Below are 24,672 nucleotides of genomic sequence, written 5' to 3' on the forward strand. Positions count from 1 at the left end.
CGGCTCACCCCCAGATTACCAGCCCCGTCAGGCCGACGATGCCGACGACCAGCCGCCACCAGCCGAACAGCGCATAGCCATGGCGCGAGACGTAGTCGAGCAGGAAGCGCACGACGATTAGCGCGGTGACGAAGGCGGCGACGAAGCCGACGGCGATGATGGGCAGGTCGGCGCTGCTCAGTACATTGCGGTTCTTGAACAGATCGAAGGCGAAGGCGCCGACCATCGTCGGGATGGCAAGGAAGAAGGAGAATTCCGCCGCCGCCCGCTTGTCGACGCCGAGCAGCAGCGCGCCGACGATCGTCGAGCCCGAGCGCGACGTGCCGGGGATCAGCGACAAGCACTGAAACAGCCCGATCTGCAGATAAAGCCTGGTCGGGAACCGCTCGACATCGTGGTAATACGGCTTCGGCTTCATGCGATCGACCAGCAGCAGGATGACGCCGCCGATGATCAGCATGATGCAGATCAGCCGCGGCGATTCGAACAGCACCGTCTTGATGAAATCATGCGCCAGCGCGCCTATGATTGCCGCCGGCAGGAATGCGATAAGGATGCCAAGGACGAAATGCCGCGTCAGCCGGTCATAGGGCAGCTCGAGCAGCATTGTCCAGAGACGGCGGAAGTAGACGCTGAGGATCGCCAATATGGCGCCGAGCTGGATCAGGATTTCGAAGGCCTTGCCGGTCGAATGAAAGCCGAGGAAATGGCCGGCGAGCAGGATATGACCGGTCGAAGACACCGGAATAAACTCGGTCAGGCCCTCGAGCATGCCGAGCAGCAGCGCTTCAACGACAGTCTGGCTTTCCATGGCAACCTCGGCGTTGGAGGGAGGGCTTGAGAAAACGGCTTGCTTGTCACGGCGCGGAACTCCCCCTATAGGTCGCAGCACCCTGACAGCCCCTGAATCGGGCGGCCAAGACTTACCGGCGCAGCCGGCGATTTGCCAGTGCGCTCTATTATCGCGGGACCATGCTGACGCTTTTCCACCATCCGATGTTCGCCAGCTGCCGCTTCGTCCGCCTCGCCTTTGGCGAGTATGGCGAGGAACTGGCGCTGATCGAAGAGAAGCCGTGGACGCGGCGCAAGGAGTTCCTGGCGCTGAACCCGGCCGGCACGCTGCCGATCCTGCTTGCCGAAGGCGACGTGCCGATCGTCGGCGCAGCTGTCATTGCCGAATATCTCGACGAGACGCGCGGCGTACTCAAGCGCGACAAGCGGCTGTTCGCCGAGGATCCGATGGAGCGCGCCGAAATCCGCCGGCTAACCGACTGGTACCTCAACAAGGCGGAAAGCGAGGTTACCCGGCATCTGGTGCGCGAACGCGTCCTGAAGCCGGTGATGCCGGAAACGGCAGGCGGTGGCTCGCCCGATTCGGCGGCGATCCGCGCCGCCCGCGCCAATATCCGCCAGCACATGAAATACACCAACTGGCTGGCTGGCACCCGTCATTGGCTGGCCGGCAACAAGGTCACCTATGCCGATCTCGCGGCGGCGGCAGCACTGTCGGTGCTCGACTATCTCGGCGAGATCGACTGGCGCGAACACAGCGCCGCGCGCGAATGGTATACAAGGGTGAAATCACGGCCTTCGTTCCGGCCGCTTCTGTCCGACCGGGTGCGCGGCCTGTCGCCGGTGTCACATTATGCGGACCTCGATTTCTGATACGGCAAAGCTGCGCGCGCTGATCGACCGCGAGGCGCGGAATGCCGGCTTTGACGCCGTTGCCGTCACAACGCCCGATGCGATTCCGCAGGCGCCGGAACGGCTGGCCGAATTCGTTGCCGACGGCTTTCACGGCTCGATGGGCTGGATTGCCGAAACGCTCGAGCGGCGAGGCAAACCGACGACGCTTTGGCCAGAGGTCCGCTCGATCATCGTGCTGGCGATGAATTACGGCCCCGACCACGACCCACGCGAGGTGCTGGCGAAGCGCGACCGCGGCGCGATCTCGGCCTATGCGCAGAACCGCGATTACCATGACGTGATGAAAGGCCGGCTGAAGGAGATCGCCGGCAAGATCGTGGCGCGCGCCGGCGGGGACGTGAAAGTGTTTGTCGACACCGCGCCGGTGATGGAAAAGCCGCTGGCCGAGGCGGCCGGCCTTGGCTGGCAAGGCAAGCACACCAACCTGGTCAGCCGAACGCATGGCTCCTGGCTGTTCCTCGGCACCATCTTCACGACGGCCGAACTGGTGCCGGACGCGCCTGAGGACGATCATTGCGGCTCCTGCCGGGCCTGTCTCGACGCCTGCCCGACGGACGCCTTTCCGGCGCCTTACCGGCTCGATGCGCGGCGCTGCATTTCATACCTCACCATCGAGAACAAAGGACCGATCCCACATGAGTTCCGGGAAAAGATCGGCAACCGTATCTATGGCTGCGACGACTGCCTGGCTGCCTGCCCGTGGAACAAGTTCGCCCAAGCCGCTTCGGAGGCAAAGCTTGCCGCCCGCGCGGACTTGCGCGAACCGCCGCTCGCCGAGCTGCTGCGCCTCGACGACGCTGCCTTCCGCGCGCTTTTTTCGGGCTCGCCGGTCAAGCGCATCGGCCGCGACCGTTTTATCCGCAACGTGCTGATCGCCGCCGGCAATTCCCAGGACTTGTCGCTTGCCGGCGCCGTTCGCGCGCTGCTCGACGACGCCTCGCCCCTGGTTCGCGGAGCCGCGGTATGGGCGCTGTCGCGGCTGGTGCCGCGTCGGGAGTTTGCCGAACGTGCCGCAGCCGCTTTGCAAGCAGAACATGACGAGGCGGTGAGAGGCGAATGGCTTCTGGCCCTGCCAAAGCCTATCGAGGCGCATACATGACCAAACAGCAGATTTTCATCTTCGGCGCCGGTTATTCGGGCAAGGCTTTCGCCCGCGCCAACAAGGATGCCGATACAACGATCTTCGGTACAACACGGTCGCAGGGAAAATTGGCGGCGCTGCGGCAAGCCGGTATCGTGCCGCTGCGTTTCGATGGCACGCTGACCTCCGAAATCGGCGATGCGCTTGGGAAGATAACCCATCTCATCGTCTCGGTCGCGCCGGACGAGGCCGGCGACCCGGTCCTGGGCGCGGCACGCGCGGTGATCGCGGCCAACATGCCGGAGCTCGAATGGATCGCCTATCTCTCCACCGTCGGCGTCTATGGCGACCATGGCGGCAATTGGGTGGACGAGGCCGCCGAATGCCGGCCAGTATCGAAGCGATCAGTGATGAGGGTTGCCGCCGAGCAGGATTGGCTGAAACTGGGCCACGACATCGACCGGCCGGTGGCGATCCTGCGGCTTTCCGGCATTTATGGGCCGGGCCGCAACGCCCTGGTCAATCTCGAAAACGGCACCGCCCGGCGACTGGTCAAGCCGGGCCAGGTGTTCAACCGCATCCATTGCGACGACATTGCCGGCGCTCTCTGGCATCTCGCCGAAGGCAATCGCGGCGGCGTCTTCAACGTCACCGACGACCTGCCGGCGCCGCCGCAGGACGTCGTCGCCTATGCCGCCCGATTGATGGGCATCGAGCCGCCGCCCGAAATTCCGTTCGAGACCGCCCAACTTTCGCCCATGGCGCGGTCCTTCTATGGCGAGAACAAGCGTGTCGCCAACGCGGCGATCAAGGCGGCCGGCTATGGCTTTCGCTTCCCCGACTACCGCTCGGCTCTCGACGCCATGTGGGCGAGTGGCGGCTGGCGCGACGGCGAGGCGCGCAGCCCGATGAAACGGTCATGATCGATACGTAGCGCGGGCCGTGGTATGATGCGGTTCAAATCGCGGAGGGGTCCAGCTTGCAGAAGACGTTAACGCGAGCCTTGCGGGGAAAAACACTGCTGCTGACGGCAGCACTGGCCGTCGCCGGCCTAACGCTTGCCGTGCAGACGGCGAGCGCCGAGCAACGGGCAAAAGACCTGTTCGGCGCCAAAAAGCTGCCGGCACTCGCAGCAGCGCAATCGATCGGCTTTTATTCCAAAGGCTGTTTTTCCGGCGGCGTCGCCCTGCCCATGGACGGCCGGCACTGGGAGGTGATGCGACCGTCGCGCAACCGCCGCTGGGGCCATCCGGCAATGATCGCGCTGATCGAGAAACTGTCGCGCGATGCCGCGGCCGACGGCTGGCCGGGCCTGCTGATCGGCGACATCTCGCAACCGCGCGGCGGACCGATGCTGACCGGCCATGCCTCGCACCAGATCGGCCTCGACGCCGACATCTGGCTGACGCCGATGCCCGACCGCAAGCTTTCGACCGAAGAGCGCGAAAACATCAGCGCTACCTTGATGGTCGATGAAAAGACCCATCTGGTGAAGGACGGGCTGTGGACGCCGATGCATACGCGGCTGTTGAAGCGCGCTGCGAGCTATCCCGAAGTGGAGCGCATCCTGGTCAATCCAGGGATCAAGAAGAAGCTCTGCGACACGGTCAAAGGCGACCGCAGCTGGTTGCGCAAGGTCAGGCCATTCTGGGGCCACGATTACCACTTCCATATTCGCATCGGCTGCCAGCCTCGGTCACCCGACTGCAAGGCGCAGGAAGCGACGGCGCCGGGCGATGGCTGCGACCAGGCGCTGGCCTGGTGGTTCACCGAGGAGCCGTGGCGCCCCAACAAAAATCCGGACAAGCCGAAGGCACGCGACGTGATGACGATGGCGAACCTGCCCAGGCAATGCCAGTTCGTGCTCGACGCGCCGGCTCCGGCCTCGGCGGAAGCAGTCACCTACTATGGCGACGGCGTACCGATCGCGGCCGCACCTGCTCCCGCGGCAGAGCCTTCGCCACCGCCGACGGTCGCAGCCGGCGCGGCAGCGCTTCCAGCCTCGGCGAGCGCCTTTGTGGCGACCCCCGAGATCGGCATTCCGCTGCCGCGGCCACGACCGGGGCACTGATGCGGACAGCGCGTTCGCTGTCTGCATCTGTGCATCTCCACTTCGAAAACCGATTTCTCTTTTTGCGGTCATGCGCTAGTCAACGAGAGACCGGCGATACGCGTCGGGAACGGACGAGAGCATGCCAGGCGTAAGCGACGACGACACTCTGTTGCGATTTCCGATCCTGATCGGCGACATAGGCGGCACCAATGCGCGCTTCTCGATCGTGCTCGACGCGAATTCCGAAGCCGGCGAGCCGACGATCGTGCAGACCGCCAACTTCAATACGATCGACGAGGCGATCCAGTCGGCCGTGCTCGACCGCTCGTCGGTCCGGCCGAATTCAGCTGTGCTGGCGGTAGCCGGTCCTGTCGAAAGCGACGAGATCCCGCTTACCAATTGCCCATGGATCGTCAAGCCGAGACAGATGTTCGCCAGTCTCGGTCTCAGCGACGTCGTGGTGCTCAACGACTTCGAGGCGCAGGCGCTGGCCGTCGTCGCGCTCGGCGACGAGCATATGGAGAAGATCGGCGGTGACGCGCCGGAACCGAATTCCGGGCGGGTGGTGCTCGGCCCGGGAACCGGGCTCGGCGTCGCCGGGCTGGTTTATGCGCTGCATCACTGGATACCGGTGCCCGGCGAGGGCGGCCATATGGATATCGGCCCGCGCTCGCCGCGCGATTTCCAGGTGTTTCCGCATATCGAGAAGCTCGAGGGCCGCATCTCCGGCGAACAGATTCTGTCAGGGCGCGGCCTGGTCAATGCCTACCGGGCGGTGGCCAAGGCGGACGGCAAGCCGTCGCCCTTCACCACGCCCGCCGAGGTCACCGCCGCGGCGCTGGCAAAGAACGATCCGGTGGCCGAAGAGGCGCTGTCGATCTTCGTCACCTGCCTGGGGCGCACCGCCGGCGACCTCGCTCTGGTGTTCATGAGCCGCGGCGGCGTGTTTCTCACCGGCGGCATCGCGCAAAAAATCCTGCCGGCGCTGCGCACCGGCAGTTTCCGCGCCGCCTTCGAGGATAAGGCGCCGCACAGCGCCCTGATGCGCAGCATGCCGGTCTACGTCATCACCCATCCGCTGGCGGCGCTTTTAGGGCTGGCCGCCTATGCCAGAAATCCGTCGCTGTTCGGCGTGCAGACGGCGGGGCGGCGCTGGCGGGTCTAGGACATAAGCTGCGCCGCGACGAAGTTTCGCCGTCCCCGGCCATAGGCAAGCCGCCATTGGGGCGTTAAGAGGTTGCCGAATTGCAGCCCGGCCGAACCGAAACCACAAAGCGCTCCAACTTTGACAATTCCAGCACCAACCAAAGGGAAAGTCCGTCCCAGCGAGATCGTGGCAGTGATCCGCCGCATCATCGCCGAGAACAGCCGCGATTATCGCTGGTACTATGCTCTTGCCGTGCTGTGCCTGGTGACGATCGCGGCAACGACCGCCTTCACAGCCTGGATCATGAAGGATGTCATCGATCAGATATTCTACCAACAGCGCGGCGATCTTATCGCGCTGATCAGCGTGTCGATCCTGGCCGCCTTCATGCTGCGCGGGCTGGCCAGCTACGGCCAGGCAGTGACGCTGGCCAAAATCGGCAACAATCTGGTGGCGCGCTATCAACGCCGCATCTTCGACCACCTGATGAAGCTCGGCGTCAGCTTCTTCAACGACACCCGCTCGGGCCGGCTCGCCGCACAGATCAACGAGAACGTCAACGGCATCCGCGATCTCCTGTCGATGACGCTGACATCGCTGGCGCGCGATGCCGTATCGCTTGTCGCGCTGGTCGGCGTCATGATCTGGCAGGACCCGATGCTCTCGGCGATGTCGCTGCTGATCGGCCCGCCTTTGATCTACAGTGTCACCTATCTGATGCGCCGGGTGCGTCGCATCACCCGTGAATCGGTGCAGATCAACTCGCGGCTGATCGGCGCCATGCAGGAAGCGACGCAAGGCATCGCTATCGTCAAGGCCTTCACCCTGGAAGACGAACTGTCGCGCCGCATCGGCGGCCTCGTCGCGGGCGCCGAGCAGCGGGCAAACAAGATCGCCCGCGTCTCGGAACGGCTGACGCCGATCTCCGAAATGCTGGCCGGCTTCGCCGTCGCCGGCGTCATCGCCTATTCCGGCTACCGGGCGACCGTCGGCGGCCAGCCGCCGGGCGCGGTGTTTGCCTTCATCACCGCCCTGCTGCTTGCCTATGACCCGGCCAGGCGACTGGCGCGTATGCAGGTCGGCATGGAGAAGTCGCTGGTCAATGCGCGCATGATCTACGAGCTTCTCGACCTCGAGCCGCAGCAGGGTGACGTGCCGGGAGCCGCCGAGGCAAAATTCACCTCTGGCGAAGTGCGCTTCAACAATGTGTCCTTCCGCTATGTCGAAGAGGCGCCGGTCCTCCAGGACCTGAGCTTTGTCGCCGCCGCCGGCAAGGTGACCGCGATCGTCGGCGCCTGGGGCGCCGGCAAGACGACTCTGGTTGCGCTGCTGCAGCGCTTCTACGACGTCGAGTCGGGCAGCATCGAAATCGACGGCCAGGACATTTCAAAGATCACCAAGCATTCGCTGCGCGGCTCGATCGCCTATGTTTCGCAGCAGCCCTATCTGTTCGAAGGCACCATCCGCGACAACATCCGCTACGGGCGACTGAGCGCGACCGACGCCGAGATTGAACGCGCCGCGCAACAGGCCGCGGCAGACGATTTCATCCGCCAGCAGCCGCAAGGCTACGACACGCCCGTCGGCGAGAACGGCGTGACGCTGTCGGGCGGCCAGCGCCAGCGCGTATCGATTGCACGCGCTATCGTGCGGCAGGCGCCGATCCTGCTGCTCGATGAAGCCACCTCGGCGCTCGACAACGAGGCCGAGGCCCGCGTCCAGGAAGCGCTGACCCATGTCATGGAAGGGCGCACCACCATCGTCATCGCGCACCGGCTGTCGACGGTGGTCAATGCCGACCATATCATCGTGCTGGAGCAGGGCCGGCTGGTCGAACAGGGCACGCATGCCTCGCTGATGGCCGACCCGCGCAGCGTCTATGCGCGGTTCCACCGGGTGCAAGGCAGGAAAGGGCTGGGGCTTGTCGATGACGCCAAGCCAATCCAGACTGCGGCGCAAAATGGTCGCGCGAAAAAGGCGGCCGGGAGACATTCATGAGTGACACGCCGACCGCCAACATCAATGAAACGGAGGAAATGGGCCTGGTGGTGGTGGGTGCGGCCGGCCGTATGGGCCAGGCGCTGATCCGCGCCATCCACACGATACCGGGCGCGCGTGTCGCCGGCGCGATCGAGCGGGCCGGTTCGCCCCATATCGGCAAGGATGCCGGCGAGCTGGCCGGCGTCGGCAGGCTCGAGGTGGCGATCGGCGACGATCCGCTGCCGGCCTTCGCCAAGGCCGACGGCGTGCTCGATTTCACCACGCCGGCAGCGACGGTCGAATTCGCCGGCTATGCCGCGCAGGCGCGCATCGCCCATATCATCGGCACCACCGGCTGCTCGGCCGAAGACAATGCCAAGATCGCGGCGGCGGCGCGGCACGCGACGATCGTCAAGTCAGGCAATATGAGCCTCGGCGTCAATCTGCTGGCGGTGCTGGTTGAGCAGGCCGCGCGCGCGCTCGACGCCGACGATTTCGACATCGAGATCCTGGAAATGCACCACCGGCACAAGGTCGATGCGCCGTCGGGCACTGCGCTGCTGCTCGGCGAAGCCGCCGCTGCCGGGCGCGGCGTAGCACTTGCCGGCAACGATGTTCGCGTGCGCGACGGCCACACCGGCGTGCGCAAGAGCGGCTCGATCGGTTTCGCCAGCTTGCGTGGCGGCTCGGTGGTCGGCGACCACAGTGTGGTGCTGGCCGGTACCGGCGAGCGCATCACGCTTGCCCATCATGCCGAGGACCGAGCGATCTTTGCCCGTGGCGCGGTCAAGGCAGCCCTGTGGGCGCGCGGCCGCAAGCCGGGCCTCTATTCGATGCGGGACGTACTCGGCCTGACAATCTGATCAACAGAATTGGCTGATCCACAAGATTTGATCCACAAAATTTGAAGGAGCAAATATGTCGAGAACTCTCGTGCTCGTGCGCCACGGCCAGAGCGAATGGAACCTGAAGAACCTTTTTACCGGCTGGCGCGACGTCGACCTGACCGAATTGGGCCATGCCGAGGCCAAGCAAGCCGGCGCCAAGCTCAGGGCGCGCGGCATGAAATTCGATATCGCCTTCACGTCGTCGCTGATCCGGGCGCAGAAGACCTGCCAGCATATTCTCGACGCCGTCGGCCAGAGCGACCTCGAGACCATTCGCGACCAGGCGCTGAACGAGCGCGACTATGGCGATCTCTCCGGCCTCAACAAGGATGATGCGCGCAAGAAATGGGGCGAGGAGCAGGTGCATATATGGCGCCGCTCCTACGACGTGGCGCCGCCCGGCGGGGAAAGCCTGAAGGATACCGGCGCGCGCGTCTGGCCCTATTACCTGCACGATCTGCAGCCGTATGTGCTGCGCGGCGGCACCGTGCTGGTGGCGGCGCACGGCAATTCGCTGCGCGCGCTGATCATGGCGCTGGACGGCAAATCGGGCGAGGAGATCGTCAAGCTCGAACTCGGCACCGGCGTGCCGGTCATCTACACGCTCAACGCCGATTCCACGGTGGCATCGAAGGAAGTGCTGGAGGGCTGAAGCGGAGAAGCAACGCGGCTTTCAAAAAAGCGCGTTGACACTCATCCCTCGCCCGCTTAATGAGCGCGCACCAGCCCAGATGGCGGAATTGGTAGACGCGCACGGTTCAGGTCCGTGTTCCGCAAGGAGTGGAGGTTCGAGTCCTCTTCTGGGCACCAAATTCCCGTTTCGAACTTTTTGATGAGGTTCAGAAACCCAAGAAAAAGCCCGGTTTTGCCGGGCTTTTTCTTGTTTCGCGGCCTTTTTTGGGTCCGGTCGGGGGTGTGCTGCCCTTACTGTTAAGCGCGCCGGCTAGCGGCAACAGACATTGCGGACATAATTGTTGCCATAAGTGACGTAGGCGTCGTTGGGGATCGACCCGTTTTCCTTCATCGCCTTGGCTAGGTTCTTAGCGGTATCCTGGGCATAGGTGCCGCGTAGCGTGATGGCGAACCACCCGTTGGTGGCGAGATAACCGACAAGCGGGATTGATGCCGATCGCACATAGGCTTCCGCATCGGCAAGATTGTCGAAGCTCTTGACCTGGATATGACGCTGTCCGAAGGGGCCGCTCTCATACTGGTCGACGTAGACCCAGGTGTCATGCATGTAGCCGACCTGACCGTCTGCACGGACGCGGTACCATCGCTCGACATTACCCAAGATCACGACTGAGCTGCCGTTTCGCACATTGACGAGGGTGGCAGATCTTACCTCAGGGAGCGCCTTTAAAGGCGCCGCGCCCTGGGAGCGGAGAACCCGGCCCGAGCGGGCCTGGGGAATAACAAGTGAAGGATTCGTGGAAGCAGGCGGCAAAGACGCGACAGGGGGTTGTCGCGGCGCTTGCTGGGACGATGGCGTCGAAGATGGTGGCTGGCTTGCGACCGGCGGCCAGCTCGCTTCGGGTTCCAAGGTAACGACCTTGTACTTCGCCATCTCGCTCCTAGAAAGATAACGTATGTCGTCACTGTCATATTGCAGCGAAAGCTGAAGCAGAGCGGGGTCCACGCCCATTTCGATCATGTAGGTGATGATGTCGGCGGTCACCTGCTGAACGCCGGAAACGGCGTCCTTGGTGTTTACGGGAATGTCGCCACTGAATGAGGACCTGTGGACGCCGATGGAACCCGGCTCGGCGTAGCGCACAACGCCACCAAGGAACGCCAGGGAACAGGCCGAAGCACACTCGACAGCCCTGAATTGAGCCGTGCTGAGATGGAGCCTGCGAATAAGGCGGCCAAGCTCCATAGCCTTCTGGATGTTGCCGCCGGGGGACTGGAGGGTGACAGCGACTGATGCATTGGACCGCGCCAATGCCTCGAAAACCGATAGGTCATCCTGATACGAGAAATCACCCGATACGAGTATATACCGGAATCCGGAATCGGTCTGCCCAACTTGAAACTGCAAACCGGCATGGGCCGCCGGAGCTCCCAGCAGCACCGATGCAACACACAACATGACGCGAACGACCAAGGCGCGAGACATGACCCCAAGAACAACCCCAAAACCCAGCCTACCCCCGGTGAACGCGACTGTCGAATCTTCGATGCAGATCTGGTGCTAGCAACTTTAAGCCCATGCTTTGGTCGCGACCGGCGGGGGAGCGCCGTCATCTCTTTTCGAGGCATCAGGGCAATCTTCCAATGTGGCCGTCTCAATTGTCCACCTATCCTACAGAAACTGCGGCACACTTTTGGCGCAGCTGCGTACACCAACCGCCGAACCCTATGGTGTAATTTTTCATCGAGTAGTCCTCTTCTGGGCACCAGATTCCAGTTTCGAACTTCTGATAACGTTCAGAGCCCAAGAAAAAGCCCGGTTTTGCCGGGCTTTTTTGTTGGTGATGTCCTAGACTAGGCTGTCCGATAAGATATCCAATAATTATCCCTCCGGGTTAGGCAGCGATCTGTCGTTGCGGCAGCGCGCCAGCGGAAGGATTTGGCCCGAGATCACTCTGGTGATCTTTTGCTGCTTGGCGTTGGTCGCGACGGTCATGCACGCACATCCGTAGCCGTGGCCCGAACCAGGCACATTGGTCTCGACGAATTGTCGCTCGTCAAAGGCCGGCACATTGTCGATGCCTTTGGGATCCGGCCGTCCCTGCATCTGGATCCACCAATCCCCGTCACTGTCGGCCAGGACGAGGTTGCCTGGTGTCGGGCTGGAGTACCAGCCACAACGACGCTCGGCATGGGCGGCAGCAGGCAAGGACATGATGGTCAGGCCGAAACACATAGCGAACAATGGCCGCATGGAGAATCTTTACCTCCCTTGAGCAAAGCAGGTCATGCCGCCGATAATCTGCGTTGGCGCCGGTAACGAGTCGGCATGATTTTGTGTGCCTTATGGCCTCAACTTCGTGTCCACATTTTCTTCGATCAATCCGCAATGAAGCGTCACAGGCTTCCTTTGGACATCGCTTAGTGGACCGTCGATGAAATCGCAGCTGAGCAGATTGTCCGGACTGCTCTTGCGCGCCGACGCAACGTTGACGTTGACCTCGGGAGGGCCGGCAAGCCAGTCGAGACGCTTCGTGTCGACCTTTGTGCCGCTGATGCGGGCGTGGCCCGCTGTGCCCGCTATTTCGATCTCTTCGTCCTGCGGCGTGAGATCGATCTGGCCGACTTCGTTGGCGTGCTTCTCGGCGCCCCGCTTCGGATCGCCGTAATAGGAGGCGAGGACAACGATCGCTTCCTTTTTAGCCGCGAGCTTGGCGGCTGCTTTTTTGGACAGCGTGACGTTGACGTCGAAGCCAAGGTCGCCCTGCGCTGTCGCCGGCACAGCACATGCCAACAGCGCAGATGCTGCAATCGTTACTGCGGGCAGTGATCTATAGCGTTTCACAATCCACCTCCTTTAGCCCCTCACGCAATGCCGATACCCCGCATCCTTTCGTGCCTGGCTCCGGCATCGCGCTCGCCGCCGGCTTCATCATTCAGTTTCCTCGTGATGCAACATTCAGAGCAACGCGCGACAGTTGAGGATCTGCTGGAGGCAGATTCAAACGCTTCAATCTGTCGGCGGTTTCCTGCTCGATGTGCAGCCCCCAATCGGAAAAGAACCGGGTCAGGTCCTGATTTGCGACCGTGCTGGCACGCAGGATGAAGGTTTGTACCTTGACCGTATCCTGCTCATTGGCATCATCCAGTGGATGCTCGCGATAATATCGGTGAAGCTTCGGATAGAAATCCTCGCCGAGACCCCGGCGCAATTGATCGAACATGACCAGCCGCGCCCAAAGCTCATCGTCGTCATCCGCGTTGACACGCATCTGTTTTTCATTGTCGAAATCGCGCGTCTTCCGCGCCAGATATCGCGCCGCCAGATCCAGCGGCGTCTTGCCGGTAGAGTCGTCGCGCTCTTTCAGGCGGGACGGATGGCCAAAATGTGCTTGGGCATTGAGCGAATAGATATTGACCGTGGTTTCTACGATCTCGCCCCAGGTCCAATCTTGCTGCTGGTACATATGGCCGGTTTCATGCCAGATCGACCACGCTTGCCGCAGCTTATTCACGTCCAGCAAATCACCCATGTTGCTGCCGGGGACACCCATAAAATAGTTGCCTGCGTACATGTATACGCCGTCGTCGAAGACCTTCGCCGGTGTCACCGTGTCCTGCTGATAGTGCGTGCGCAAACGGGAAGGCCGATGAAGTTTGGAGGAACCGTCGAGGCCGGATAGCGCATCGTACCAGCCTAGAATTTGCTCGAGTGTGTCGAGAATTTCCGCGGGGTCGTCCTGAGGCGCCCTCATATAGACTTTGCGGGTCGCGGTAATGGCAACACGCTCGCTTATCATCTCGACGAATGGCGCACCGGGCATGTCGGTGAGCATTTTACGCCAGCCTTCGAAGCTTGTTTTTCCCTTGACGTAGAGGGGGATCGAACTGCCGCCGCGCACGATGGCCACGTCGATCGGAGGCGGAGCCGCACTGAAGCCGCTGTCGACGTAGCGGAAATAGATCAGCCCGTCGCGCTTCGCCGTGAAATCGGTGCGCCCTTGCTTGGCAATGACCAATTGCGGGTCATCCTGGGGTCTTTCGTCATAGAAGCTGTTCATCGGGCCGATCATGATCATCAAGCCGTCCGGGGAACGCGGCAGGCCTTCGGCCGTAACCGATACTGCCTCTCCCTTTTTCACGAACACACCGCTTGGCTGATCGTCCATCAGCTTCGTGCGTCTCAGCCTATTGGCCTCGGGTGTGGCTGCAGGCATTGGGGCGAGGCGATAGCGTTTGTTCAGATTGTCGAATTCCGACACCGCTGCCGACGCCGCTGCCGGTTGGTCGCCATTGCCGGCCGGATAAAGCAACCACTGGGCATTATCGTCCAGGCTGGCGTCATAGACGATGATCCGAGCGTTGTCCGCACGTTCATTGGCCCTGACGTTGAGCGTCGTGCCGCTGTCATTCAGCTCGACGCCATAGCTGTTCAGATGCGGCTTGAAGCGCCACCCTCCGGCGGGCTGTTCATTCTCGAGGACGACACTCGTGTCCCCGTTTTCGTCTTCGTCGCCGCCGGCAAGATACGTCCCGTATCGTAGAGACCGGATCTGATAGGTTGCGCCGTTCGTTTCCCCGGTCGCCCTGGTGATGGTCCACAGCTGCGCGGGACCATCCTTGGGTTTGCGAGCGGACTGACCAAGCACGACCTCGCCATGCCCGTCTTCAAAGGCGGTGAGCGCTTTGTAGGAATGCTTCGCGACGATGTAATAGTCCCCTTCGGGGATCTCAGCGGCACTTGCGACCGTAACAATTGCCGCCAGCAACAGCCCAGCTATCAAGTGCACTGCAGATACGATGAAGGTCTTCATCCCGGCACCGAGGTGTCAATTCGCGGCCGGAACGGGACAACTCATCGGATCGCCCTGCTTGCCGCATTTCAGGTAACCCTCGAAGGCTTTGACCCGGGATTGCGCCAGGCTGTCCATGCACTGCGCGGTGAGCATCGGCATTACGCTTCCTCCGGCCGCTCCTGAAGTCTGGAAACTGCACTCGGCGTCGCGAAATTTGTCCCAATCCCGTTGAGCTTGGACAAGAAGCTTCCTGGTATCCGCATCGTCCTTCAGGCGGGCTTCGATCTGCTTGTAAAGCTCATTGAGCTTCTTGTCGGATTTCTTGAACGCCGCATCGGCGCACGCATTCAGCGAGGCCTGATCCTTGGCGGCGTCGTAGCACTTGTCCTGGGCAAAGGCGAAAGTCGGCATGGCCAGAACCACGGCAGCAGTCAGAATTGCGGTTTTCATCGATTTCCCTTTCCCGATTATCTGGTTTTCATTGGATCAGCTTTGCCACCTTCGGCGACCATGACGCTGCCGAGCGTTCCTAAGCCGGTCAGCCTGCCGCCTTCCTTGACCGTGACTTTGCCGGAGGCCTCCCCGTCAACGACAAGCAATCCCGAGACGGAAATGTCACCGGTCAAAGAGCCGGTCACGCGCAACTGCGCCCCTGACGCGACTTCCGTCACGCCGGAATAGTTGTTCTTGCCGCTCAGCGTCAGCTTGCCGCCGGCGACAACGAGGCCGCCGCTCATGCCGCCGGCGTCATCAAAGTCCGCTATGGTTCCATCAAATTGCCCGTTGGCTTCTGTCAGGATCAGTCTGCCCGCACCCAGATAGACATTGCCTTTACCGCTAAGGTTGCGAATGGCCGTATCGTTCATGGAGTGCGCCACTCCCCAGGGCTTCAGGTGGTTTCCTTTCTGATCGATGTTGAGCACACCGTCGACCATGACGCGCGAGGAATGCTCAATGCTGCCCGGCCCGGCCAGAGTAAGATACCCATCGGCCGCGATATGGGTTGTGCCGGTGTAGGTATTGGCCCCGGTCAAGCGCACGTCGGCGTCCTTCTCGATCGTGAAGTCGCCGGCGCCGGAGATGATGCCGGCCAGTCCGAGCCATCCTTTGCTTCCAGCAGCGCTGGTCGCGCGATTCAGCTGCACTTGATCCTCGGCAGCCGCGTCTGTCGTGAAGTTAGCAGCGCTGACAAAATAGGGTGAATATGCGGTCGTTCTGTTTTCCAGATCATACATTACGGAGTTGGACTGAAAGAAGGGTATGCCGACAGTAACTCCATTGCCGTCACCCTCATTGCTTTGGCGATCGATAACGATGTCGCTGTATTCATTGTTGTTGAAACTATCTTCAAATCCCAAAAACTTAAAATTGCTTATAGTTGAATTATATTCATTAAGCTCGAATCCTCTCGATCGAAGCTTAGTTAAAACTTCTTCTGAGGTAATGGAGACAAAGGTCGACGTTCCTGTATCCAATAAAACAGGCCCACTGAAATCAACCGATTGCTTCTTTCCCTTATGATCAAAAGAAATTGTATAACGGTAAGACCCTTCTAACTCATTGGATGCGTTCGCGCCTGATCGTGGAAATTTCCTCTGAGCGTCTTTGTAGTCCAGCTTGCCCCACGGGGTCAGGGCCGTGAACTGAGACCTCAGACTGGGGGACAAATTCAGCGTTAGGCAGGGAACGCAGCCCGGTGTGGTCTTCTTTTTTCCAAGATTTGCATTGGCGGAGACCACATAGCCGCTTTGGGTTTGACTGCCGGGGGCAGTGGTCTGGTCTCCTGCAAAGATAAAATCGCCAGCTCCAAAGATGCCGTAAAACGTCGTCGAACCACCGGGTTCGCCTTTCTGCATGCTCTCGCGAGCATTAAGATCCGCATAGACCGGCGTATCGCCATGGTAGCCCACGGGCTTTTGCGTCAATTTCAAATCCTCGAGGTCGCCGAAACCCTTGGTGTAGACGTAATCCACCACCCGAGCAGCGCCAAAGCCGCCATCGAGGGTTACGACAGGCTTTGAGGGATCATCCGGATCGTAATAGGACAGGCTGTCGAAACGGACCTGTTGTACCCAATCGCCATAGGTGCCGTCTCCATAGGGGTACATTTCAGGCTTGCTGCCGGGCACCGGCTTTATGCCGGGGACACTCGAATCGATCTCCGCGTTGAACTCATCCGACCCGGTGTCGAATTCGTACAGACGAGGCTTGGCACCATTGATGCCCACCACGATCCCGAGTTTGTGATAGATGACTTCATCACTGTCGGTTCCGTAGTCCCTGACATGTTGCAATGGAACGGGTATCGGGTCGGCAGCCTGGGCAAGGCCGGTCTGGCCGTTCTCATCGGCCACGGCAGGTACGGCAGGTGGTGTGTTCGCTGCCGGAACGGGGCAGCTCGGATCGCCTTCCTGGCATTTCAGGTAGCCCTCGAAGTCTTTGACACGGGATTGCGTCAGGCTGTCCATGCACTGGGCGATGAGCATTGGCACCACGCTTCCTCCAGCCGCTCCCGCGGTCTGGAAACCGCACTCGGCGTCGCGAAATTTGACCCAATCGCGCTGTGCCTGAACAAGAAGCGTCCTGGTATCCGCATCGTCCTTCAGGCGGGCTTCGATCTGCTGGTAAAGCTCGTTCAGCTTGTCGTCGGATTTCCTGGACGCGGCATCGGCGCACGCGTTCGGGGCGGCCTGATCCTTGGCGGCGCACTTGTCCTGGGCAAATGCTAAACCTGGCATGGCCAGAACCATGGCAGCGGTCAGCATCGCGGGTTTCATCGATTGTCCTCCGTTTAGAGTTACCGGCACGGTCGGCCGCTAGTTGGCATCGTCATCGTCCGATCCGTCAGCGTCGTCGGTACTGCCATCCGACGCATCGTCATTCGTGCTATCGTCGTCGGTGTCGGTGCTGTCTTGATCATCATCACCGGCCGTTGAGTCTTCATCGTCGTTCTGATCGGTCGAATCATCCTGATCATCGGAATTATTGTCGTCGGTATTGTCATCCGAGCTATCGTCGTCGGTGTTGTTGTCGTCATCACCATCATCGTCATTCTGATCGCTCGAATCGTCCTGATCATTGGAACTGTCGTCGTCGGTGCTGTCGTCCGAGCTATCGCCATCGGTGTCCGCGTTGTTATCGTCGGAATCGTCATCAGCATCGGGAGGAGTTACGTCTGGACTGGCGTCGCCGGGCAGCGAGTCGTCTTCGCGATAGCTTGTGTCTTCGAGGCTTGTCTCCATCTCGTCGTCGTACTGATCGACGATCTGCGTCCACTCCTCATGGTTATCGACGCTCGTCCATTGCGAGATATTGTTGACCGAGATGTTGGTATTGAAGTTGTTGACGGTGATGTTGGTATTGACCTCGACGACATCTGCGGCTTCTGTTCCGCGGTTCACGCCAAACAGAAAACTGGTAGCGCTCACGGCAAGAGCGGCCCAAACGAGTCGGTCGACATCGGTCGGCGTCGAAATCGGTTGATGCCGCACTGTGGCAAGCACGTCACCCGGCCGGATGCCTTGCCGCGCGGCAACGCCATGGGGTGCAACGGCCAAGACATACACCCCGCGAAGCTTGGGCGGTATCTGGTAGCGGTGCCGAGAGGCGTGGTTGATGGGTATCAAAACCGCGTTAAGAGCCCGGGAAACATAGGGTTTCGGCAGATCATATTTGCTGGCATACGCAATATTGATCGTCTGCGGGACAGCTACGCTGACGACAGCCACCATTTTCACTGAAGTTGCCAACGCGCGGGCGAACTGCACGATCAGTCTGGATTTTCGAAGAGCGAGCATTTTTCTACATCCTTCCGCAGGCGCCGGTGGCTAGAACAAGACGTCGAGCTTGGGTTGAAGCCGTTCTCGTGGACACCCGAACTGGCCCCGATAGGAGACGCCCAAGGCTGCGGTCTCAGTCATGTCGAGATCGAGGCCCGCTTTTCTGATCGTCGTGAAGGGCTGAACCCTGTTGCGGGAAATGAACACCGGCCTTCCTTCCTCTATCGACATCAGTCGTTAATGGCGATGATCCTGATCGTCTGCTGTTCGCAGGCTTGGTTGCTGCAAATGCCGCTGAACCAGATTTCTCCATCGCCGATGGAAACGCCCTGCCAGTTCGCAAAAAGCGTCGCGTAGGTTTGCTTGGTCACAGCACCCTTCACCTTCGGGGTGATAATCTGGTCGTAATCGGTCAAGAACTGCTTCTGATCCTTGATCTTCAGGGCCTTTCCCTTGATGCGGGCCTGGAACGGATAGGCGACCAATGCGGCAACGGTCGCCTTGTCATCGGAACCGACCGCTTTTTTCAACTTGTCGAAGAAGGTCTGGTACGGAGCATGACTTCCGAACAGCGTGTCCAGGTTGCCGTTCACCTCCGCAGCCGATTGCGCGGACGCTGATCCGGTGCTGATTGCTGAGATCATCCCCAACGCAAAGAGAAAAGCGTGTCTTCTGGCCATTGTTCGAATCTCCTCGATGTGTGAACCCTTGACGGTCATGCAGTCCTTGATCAGTTTCTGCTGATCCATGCCTTTTCGATGCCATTTGCTACGCCGGCGCCGCGGCGATCGCCAGCGATCATCACCGTCATTCCGTAACTTCGTCGGCAAAACACTTTGCCAGGTCTTGCGGCGCTCCGAGTTTCTTTGCCCAGGATACGAGTTCAGGCTTTTCCGATGGGTCGGCATAGCCGCCCCATACGTCGCGAAACTGCTTCTTTCCGTTGACTGTCTGGAAGAACATCACGCCGTCATCGCTCACCGGCGTGGAGACGTAGGCGGCACTCCAACTGCCGCTCTCCATGATCGTGATGAACTTCGCCTGAGCGGGCTTGAACTTTTTGTCCAACGCCGAGACGACGAGAGGGGCATACTCCTGCTTGCGCGCCTTCGTCACTTCGACCTTTACACCGTCACAGGCGCTATTCGTGGCGAAAGCGGACGTCAGCGTCATTCCCAGCCCCGCAAGGCCGACCATGACGATTTTGGCAGGCCGACGGATGAGACCGTTCAATTCAGACATGAGTGGCTATCCTCTTCCTTGTTCGTTGCAGGGCCATCAATCGGAATCGTCATCTTCTGGCGCATCGACCTCGCAGCCGATGCCGCGGCAGCCTTGGTAGTTGCCTTGGGTATCGAAGTTGGGATTGCCTTCCTTGTCGTACTGCGGTCTGTCGTCGATGCTTTGATCCCCGTCATCAGGATCGTCGACTTTACATCCGAGCCCATGGCAACCGATGTAACGGCCCCTGGTATCGAAGTTGGGATTGCCGTTCCTGTCGAACTGCGGCCGGTCGTCTACCTTCCGGCTCCCCTTATGGGACCGATCAACCAGGCAACCCCTTCCCCGGCAACCATCGTAGTCGTCGGTGGTACAACCGGAGATCGCCATCAAAGCAGTGGCCAGGGTCGCATAGATTACGAATTTCATGGTTCATTCCTCCGACTGCCTGGCGGCTGGGGGATCGTTCGTATCCGAAAACTATTGCAGGCGGCGGTCCCCGCTCTTATCGGCCGCCGCGAAGTCCTTCATCACCCGGTTCATGAATTCGTCCCGACTGACACGGCCGTTCCCGTTCGCATCGGTTGCTGCGAACTGATCGGCGTTCAGGACGTCGGCGGTTTCGGCTTGGCTGAGAGCGCCGTTATTATCGGCGTCCAGCTTTTCGAAGGCCCTGGTCATGAAGGCCTGATACTCCTGTCGGTTCACCGCGCCGTTGTCATCGGTATCAAGTTGGTCTTGGTGACCCTCGTACATGGACTGCTGTGCCGTGGCCGCGCCGGCGCAAAGCAGGAGCAAGGAAACTGTGGTCGCGATTATGGATTTCATTGTCTTGTCCCTTTCTTCTCGTCTCAGCCGCAGGCAAGACGATTGCCGAGGTAGCCACCACCGCCGATGCCAATCGCGGAACCGATCACACGTCCGGTTCCACCACCAATGGTGCTGCCGATCAGGCCGCCCACGATCGCGCCACCGACAGTACCGGCGATGCAGCCGAACTCGCTGTTGCGCGCCTGAACTTCCGGGTTGGATGACGACTGGCACGCCGTAAGCGCGAAAGTGCCCGCGAGCACGATTGCCAAGGTTGATTTCCTCATCGCTCTTTCCTGATCTGATTGCTGATTGGTGCCATCCGCGGAGGACAGAGCTTCGCCGGCCTCGAAAGAGCCAGACCGTGGCCATGCATTCGAAGACTTAGTCGCTGGCTGTCGTGATCTCTTACGTCGAGGGGAAACGCTCCCCACGGGGGGCCGCATTAGCGAATATCGATTTCCCTCTCCATGCTTCGCGCCCGTCCGCCCAAGCATGCCAGCAACCAACTAACGCGGCTGCTGTTGCCAGAAAGTTGCATCCGAAGTCGGCGTATGGCAAGGAAAAATTGCAGTATCGCGGGTTGAATTTCGCAAATGCTTAATAATTAAGAACCAATGCCGGCTATCTTAGCAGATACTGAAATTCGCTTCACAGCAATGAACCAGCACAGAAAATCGACTTTATTCCATTGGCTGTATGTTGTTACAAGTAATATACCACGTTGTTATGCATTTACGCAGATCGAAAAAAGCCAATGGCGAAATCGCTTCTTATACGATTGCCTGTATCCTGATCTATTGTCGGTATCTTTTTTTGACCGAGCCCATCCGGCTGCGCAGGTCGAAAGAAACGTTGCTCACTTATTCGAGTTTTTTCAACGCTGCGGCGCGCCACATCGAGGCGCAGTGGGGGTGCTGCGGCCGCGTTGTGAGCATCTTCCCAGCCGGATTGTCATCGGGTAGCGTGCAGGGGCGGCACGTGAAGGCGCTCTCTTTGGCGAACGCACTGCTGCACCTTCAGCCGTTGCCCGTCAGAAGATAGGGCTGGTGCTGCCTCGTGGACACCGACGGCAACGTCAAATCGGTTGAGCCCGTCTGATCCGCTCCGGTCGATGAATTTTGCGACCGATCTGACCATTGGCGCCTTGGGCTGCGGACATGACGATGTTTGGGGCGGCCAGCCGAGATGAGCGGTTTAGAGAACCCGGCTAACCGCGCCTGCTTCACCCGAGCCCGATCCGCCTGGCGCCTTGCCGGAACAGCGCCTCGGCGCCCGGCTCGAAGCGGAAGGTGCCGATGAAATCGTCGGCGCAGTAGTTCGGCAGCATCTTGCGCAGCGCAGCGGCGAAACTTCGTGCCTCGTCCAGCCGCCCCGCCAGCGCAAGGCACTGCGCGGCAATCGCGAGGATGATGGCGTGGGCGTTGGGACGCGCGGCTGCTTTCAGCGCCCATTCGGCGGCTTCGTCGAACTGGCCGAGCCGGACATGCGACATCGCCCTGGCGCCCAGCATGCCGAACAGCAGCGGATCGAAGGGGCTCAGACGCCTGGAATGGTCGGATGAGCCGATCGCGGCCTTCGGGTCGCCGGACTGCGAGTGGACGAAAGACAGCGCATAGTGACCGAGCGCGAAATTCGGGCTGAGGTCGACGGCGCGTTCCAGCTCAATGAGGGAGCTGTCCTGCTCGCCGCGCAGCCACAGCGCCCGCCCCATGGCCCAGTGAGCGGCCGGATTGTGATCGTCGACGAGCAGGCTCTGGCCGGCTGCCTCGAAGGCCAGGGCGCTTTCCTGGTCGCGGTCGCCCCAACGCTGGAAGGCATTTTGCCAATGGGTGAAGGAGAGCCCGGCATAGGCGCGGGCGAAGGTCGGATCGAGCTTCAAGGCTATGTCGAAGAAATGCCGGGCCTGCTCGTTTTCCGTGCGAGTGAAGCGATACATGTGCCAGAGGCCGCGGTGGTAGGCTTCCCAGGCGTTCAGCGAATTGGGCGCCTTCAGCATGGCGCGATTGCGCTCGACCGTCTCGATCTCGGTCGAGATCGACGAGACGATGCTGTTGCCGATATCGTCGAGCACGGCAAAGATGTCGTCCGGCTTGCGCTCGAACGTCTCGGCCCAGACGATCCTGGCCGTGCCCACTTCGACCAGCTCGACCGCGACGGTGACGCGGCCAGTCTGGCTGCGTACCGTGCCGGTGGCGACATAATCGACATTGAGCCGACGGCCGGCATCTTCCGGCGCAATGTTTTTTTCGGCGAGCGCAAACACCGAGCCGCGCGCGATGACGAAAAAGTCCCTGAGCTTGGCCAGGCGGGTGATGATGTCGTGGGTGAGGCCGTCGGCCAATCCACCGCGCGAGCCGCCGACAGCCGCCTCTTCGGCAAACGGCATCACCGCGAGCGAAGCCTTCTGCGATGCAGCAATATCGGAACGGGGATGCATAATTGACGCGTGCGGGGCCGCGGGTACGAGTGACGGTCGCGCCCTGAGCGTCGCGGCAGGTCGTTCGCCGCGGATCGTGCGCCATGCCTCACGAACGGCTCCGAAATCCAGATCCTCCGAAGTAAACAGCCGCGCCGCGGAAGCGAGATGTTCCTCGCCCGCGTCAAACTGGCCGCGCTGCGCCAGCCTGCTCAGAAGAGCCACATGTGCGCGCCCGTCGAACGGAGCGAGTTCCAGCCATTTGTCCAGATACGCAGACATTTCGTCGGCATCCGCCGGAAGCTTGTTGACGAGATGTTCCAGGATGGCGGCGTGCCCCGAGGTGAAGCGGCGGCGCTGAGCGATCAGCCAGCTGTTGAAATGCGGGCTGCGGTCGATCTCCAGCCCATCGAGAAAGTCGCCGGCGAACCTTCCGGAAAGAGCCCGCAGCCGCTCTAGATCGAGCGTCTCAACGCCCTTGGCGGCGGCCGAGGCTATGTCGACAGCGTCGACGGAAGCACCTCTCAGATCAAGCGCGATCGTGTCGCCTGGTGTCTCTACCCTGCGATGATGCGGTTCATCGAGGATGCCTCTAAGCTTGCTCAGGCACCAGCGAAGCTCGCCGCGCGGGTCGTTCGGCACATCCCACAAAAGCTCGCACAGGCGGCTGCGGCCGACCGGATGCGGCGCCAGCGCCAGATAGGCGAACAGCGCACGCAGTTTGCGCGATTTTGGGAGCTGGATGATGATGCCGTTGCGTGCGATTGTCAGCGGTCCGAGCAGACGCACGGAAAGACCGGCCATCTCGCCGCCGAGGCTCGATCGGGCGGATTCCACGTACGTTTCCACGCCTGCTCCCACGCTGGCCAGTCGGCCATTGTTTTATCACCAAACGCGACACGGTGCATCCGGCAGCGAATTCCCGCGCCGGATGCTGGCATTGCCGGGAGGCAAATGTAGCGCGGCAAGGTCTCGAAACCTCGCCGCCCAAGCCACCGGTCTGTAACCGGCCCGTGACCACAAGAGACAACGACAAAGCGAGGAGCTCGACATGTTGCATCAACAGAAAATCAGAACCACCGCCGGGCGCGGCCGTCTCTTCGACAGCATTCTCGACACGGTCGGCGACACGCCGGTGATCCGCATCAACAATCTCGGACCGGACCATGCCACGATCTATGTGAAGGCCGAATTCTTCAATCCCGCCGCCTCGGTGAAGGACCGCCTGGCGCTCAACATCATCGAGGAGGGCGAGCGCAGCGGCGCCTTGAAGCCGGGCCAGACCGTGGTCGAGGCGACCAGCGGCAACACCGGCATCGGCCTGGCAATGGTCTGCGCCCAGAAGGGCTATCCGCTGGTGGTGACGATGGCCGACAGTTTTTCCATCGAACGCCGCAAGCTGATGCGCATGCTGGGCGCCAAGGTGGTGCTGACGCCGCGCGCCCAGAAGGGCTTTGGCATGTACAAGAAGGCGGTGGAGCTCGCCGAAGCCAATGGCTGGTTCCTTGCCCGCCAGTTCGAGACCAAGGCCAATGCCGCCATTCACGAAGCGACGACGGCGCGCGAGATCATCAACGATTTCGCCGGGGCCCGGCTCGACTGCTTCGTCACCGGCTACGGCACGGGCGGCACCGTGGCCGGCGTCGGACGCGTGCTGCGCCGCGAGCGGCCGGAGACCCGGATCGTGCTCGCCGAACCGGCCAATGCCCAGCTTATCGGCAGCGGCAAGCCGCAGCAGCGCGGCGCCGGCGGCGCGCCTGCCGCCAGCCATCCGGCGTTCGAGCCGCATCCGATCCAGGGCTGGACGCCCGACTTCATTCCGGACGTGCTGCAGGAGGCGATCGACGCCGGCCTCTATGACGAGGTGGTGCCTATTGCCGGGCCCGAGGGCACGAAATGGGCCAAGGCGCTGGCGCAGAAGGAAGGCATTTTCACCGGCATCTCCGGCGGGGCGACATTTGCTGTCGCGCGGCAGATCGCGGAAAAGGCGGCGCCCGGCTCGGTGATCCTGTGCATGCTGCCCGACACCGGCGAGCGCTACATGACGACGCCGCTGTTCGACGGCATCGAAGCGGAGATGGACGCCGAGGAGACTGCGCTTTCGCAGTCGACGCCCGGCTGCCAGTTTCCGGCGTGACGGCGGCACATCGGGAGCGGCC

At 61.2% G+C, this 24,672-nt stretch carries 23 protein-coding genes and 1 tRNA gene; 10 read left to right on the forward strand and 14 right to left on the reverse strand.

Annotation, left to right across the window (positions count from 1 at the left end; all coding sequences use genetic code 11):
* Positions 1-4: 4 nt before the first annotated feature.
* Positions 5-811: an undecaprenyl-diphosphate phosphatase gene (locus NKG60_RS18355; protein ID WP_352665201.1), complete on the reverse strand. Its 807-nt coding sequence runs from the start codon at positions 809-811 to the stop codon at positions 5-7.
* A 161-nt stretch (positions 812-972) separates the two neighbouring features.
* Between NKG60_RS18355 and NKG60_RS18360 the strand changes: the two genes are divergently transcribed.
* From NKG60_RS18360 to NKG60_RS18400, 9 genes are all read left to right on the forward strand, one after another.
* Positions 973-1,665: a glutathione S-transferase family protein gene (locus NKG60_RS18360; RefSeq protein WP_352665202.1), complete on the forward strand. Its 693-nt coding sequence runs from the start codon at positions 973-975 to the stop codon at positions 1,663-1,665.
* Positions 1,646-2,806: a tRNA epoxyqueuosine(34) reductase QueG gene (queG, locus tag NKG60_RS18365; protein ID WP_352665204.1), complete on the forward strand. Its 1,161-nt coding sequence runs from the start codon at positions 1,646-1,648 to the stop codon at positions 2,804-2,806. Before NKG60_RS18360 ends, queG begins: the two co-directional genes overlap by 20 nt.
* On the forward strand, positions 2,803-3,711 hold the full coding sequence (locus NKG60_RS18370; RefSeq protein WP_352665205.1) for an SDR family oxidoreductase: 909 nt from the start codon (positions 2,803-2,805) through the stop codon (positions 3,709-3,711). Before queG ends, NKG60_RS18370 begins: the two co-directional genes overlap by 4 nt.
* A gap of 56 nt (positions 3,712-3,767) precedes the next feature.
* Entirely contained in the window at positions 3,768-4,859 is a 1,092-nt protein-coding gene (gene mepA / locus NKG60_RS18375; RefSeq protein ID WP_352665206.1) for a penicillin-insensitive murein endopeptidase, read from the forward strand.
* 121 nt (positions 4,860-4,980) lie between these two features.
* A complete protein-coding gene (locus NKG60_RS18380; RefSeq protein WP_352491215.1) occupies positions 4,981-6,006 on the forward strand; it encodes a glucokinase in 1,026 nt (341 codons plus the stop codon).
* A gap of 120 nt (positions 6,007-6,126) precedes the next feature.
* Entirely contained in the window at positions 6,127-7,986 is a 1,860-nt protein-coding gene (locus NKG60_RS18385; protein WP_502912318.1) for an ABC transporter ATP-binding protein, read from the forward strand.
* The gene (gene dapB, locus NKG60_RS18390) at positions 7,983-8,831 is read left to right on the forward strand and encodes a 4-hydroxy-tetrahydrodipicolinate reductase (protein ID WP_502903395.1); all 849 of its coding nucleotides are present in this window, start codon (positions 7,983-7,985) and stop codon (positions 8,829-8,831) included. The genes NKG60_RS18385 and dapB overlap by 4 nt, the downstream gene beginning before the upstream one ends.
* 55 nt (positions 8,832-8,886) lie before the next feature.
* Positions 8,887-9,507, forward strand: coding sequence for a 2,3-bisphosphoglycerate-dependent phosphoglycerate mutase (locus NKG60_RS18395; RefSeq protein WP_352665208.1), 621 nt, complete (start codon positions 8,887-8,889; stop codon positions 9,505-9,507).
* A gap of 73 nt (positions 9,508-9,580) precedes the next feature.
* A tRNA-Leu gene (locus tag NKG60_RS18400) sits at positions 9,581-9,665 on the forward strand.
* 133 nt (positions 9,666-9,798) lie between these two features.
* Here NKG60_RS18400 and NKG60_RS18405 read toward each other — a convergent pair.
* The 13 genes from NKG60_RS18405 to NKG60_RS18465 all read right to left on the reverse strand — a co-directional run bounded on the left by NKG60_RS18405 (position 9,799) and on the right by NKG60_RS18465 (position 23,317).
* Positions 9,799-10,974, reverse strand: a complete 1,176-nt coding sequence (locus NKG60_RS18405) for a COG3904 family protein (protein ID WP_352665209.1) — start codon at positions 10,972-10,974, stop codon at positions 9,799-9,801.
* 396 nt (positions 10,975-11,370) lie between these two features.
* Positions 11,371-11,724, reverse strand: coding sequence for a DUF4087 domain-containing protein (locus NKG60_RS18410; protein WP_352665210.1), 354 nt, complete (start codon positions 11,722-11,724; stop codon positions 11,371-11,373).
* 108 nt (positions 11,725-11,832) lie between these two features.
* Entirely contained in the window at positions 11,833-12,333 is a 501-nt protein-coding gene (locus NKG60_RS18415; RefSeq protein ID WP_352665211.1) for a hypothetical protein, read from the reverse strand.
* Positions 12,334-12,424: 91 nt separating this feature from the next.
* Positions 12,425-14,302, reverse strand: coding sequence for a M60 family metallopeptidase (locus NKG60_RS18420; RefSeq protein WP_352975314.1), 1,878 nt, complete (start codon positions 14,300-14,302; stop codon positions 12,425-12,427).
* A 15-nt stretch (positions 14,303-14,317) separates the two neighbouring features.
* Positions 14,318-14,734, reverse strand: coding sequence for a lysozyme inhibitor LprI family protein (locus tag NKG60_RS18425; RefSeq protein WP_023718799.1), 417 nt, complete (start codon positions 14,732-14,734; stop codon positions 14,318-14,320).
* Positions 14,735-14,751: 17 nt separating this feature from the next.
* Entirely contained in the window at positions 14,752-17,061 is a 2,310-nt protein-coding gene (locus tag NKG60_RS18430) for a lysozyme inhibitor LprI family protein (RefSeq protein WP_352665213.1), read from the reverse strand.
* Between the two features lie 39 nt (positions 17,062-17,100).
* The gene (locus NKG60_RS18435) at positions 17,101-18,081 is read right to left on the reverse strand and encodes a PDZ domain-containing protein (RefSeq protein WP_352975315.1); all 981 of its coding nucleotides are present in this window, start codon (positions 18,079-18,081) and stop codon (positions 17,101-17,103) included.
* 212 nt (positions 18,082-18,293) lie between these two features.
* Entirely contained in the window at positions 18,294-18,812 is a 519-nt protein-coding gene (locus NKG60_RS18440) for a hypothetical protein (RefSeq protein WP_352665215.1), read from the reverse strand.
* A gap of 58 nt (positions 18,813-18,870) precedes the next feature.
* Positions 18,871-19,305 carry a hypothetical protein gene (locus NKG60_RS18445; protein WP_352665216.1) on the reverse strand — a complete coding sequence of 145 codons (435 nt, stop codon included), beginning with the start codon at positions 19,303-19,305 and terminating at the stop codon, positions 18,871-18,873.
* Between the two features lie 36 nt (positions 19,306-19,341).
* Positions 19,342-19,713 carry a hypothetical protein gene (locus tag NKG60_RS18450; RefSeq protein ID WP_352665217.1) on the reverse strand — a complete coding sequence of 124 codons (372 nt, stop codon included), beginning with the start codon at positions 19,711-19,713 and terminating at the stop codon, positions 19,342-19,344.
* Positions 19,714-19,764: 51 nt separating this feature from the next.
* Entirely contained in the window at positions 19,765-20,112 is a 348-nt protein-coding gene (locus NKG60_RS18455; protein ID WP_352665219.1) for an EF-hand domain-containing protein, read from the reverse strand.
* Between the two features lie 23 nt (positions 20,113-20,135).
* A complete protein-coding gene (locus tag NKG60_RS18460; protein ID WP_292658193.1) occupies positions 20,136-20,381 on the reverse strand; it encodes a YMGG-like glycine zipper-containing protein in 246 nt (81 codons plus the stop codon).
* A 938-nt stretch (positions 20,382-21,319) separates the two neighbouring features.
* On the reverse strand, positions 21,320-23,317 hold the full coding sequence (locus tag NKG60_RS18465; protein WP_352665319.1) for a transcriptional regulator: 1,998 nt from the start codon (positions 23,315-23,317) through the stop codon (positions 21,320-21,322).
* A gap of 247 nt (positions 23,318-23,564) precedes the next feature.
* On the opposite strand from NKG60_RS18465, the gene NKG60_RS18470 reads away from it, so the two are divergent.
* Complete coding sequence (locus tag NKG60_RS18470; RefSeq protein WP_352665220.1) at positions 23,565-24,650, forward strand: PLP-dependent cysteine synthase family protein; 1,086 nt, start codon at positions 23,565-23,567, stop codon at positions 24,648-24,650.
* Positions 24,651-24,672: the final 22 nt, after the last annotated feature.

The organism is Mesorhizobium sp. M1428, from assembly GCF_040317515.1.
Lineage (GTDB): Bacteria > Pseudomonadota > Alphaproteobacteria > Rhizobiales > Rhizobiaceae > Mesorhizobium.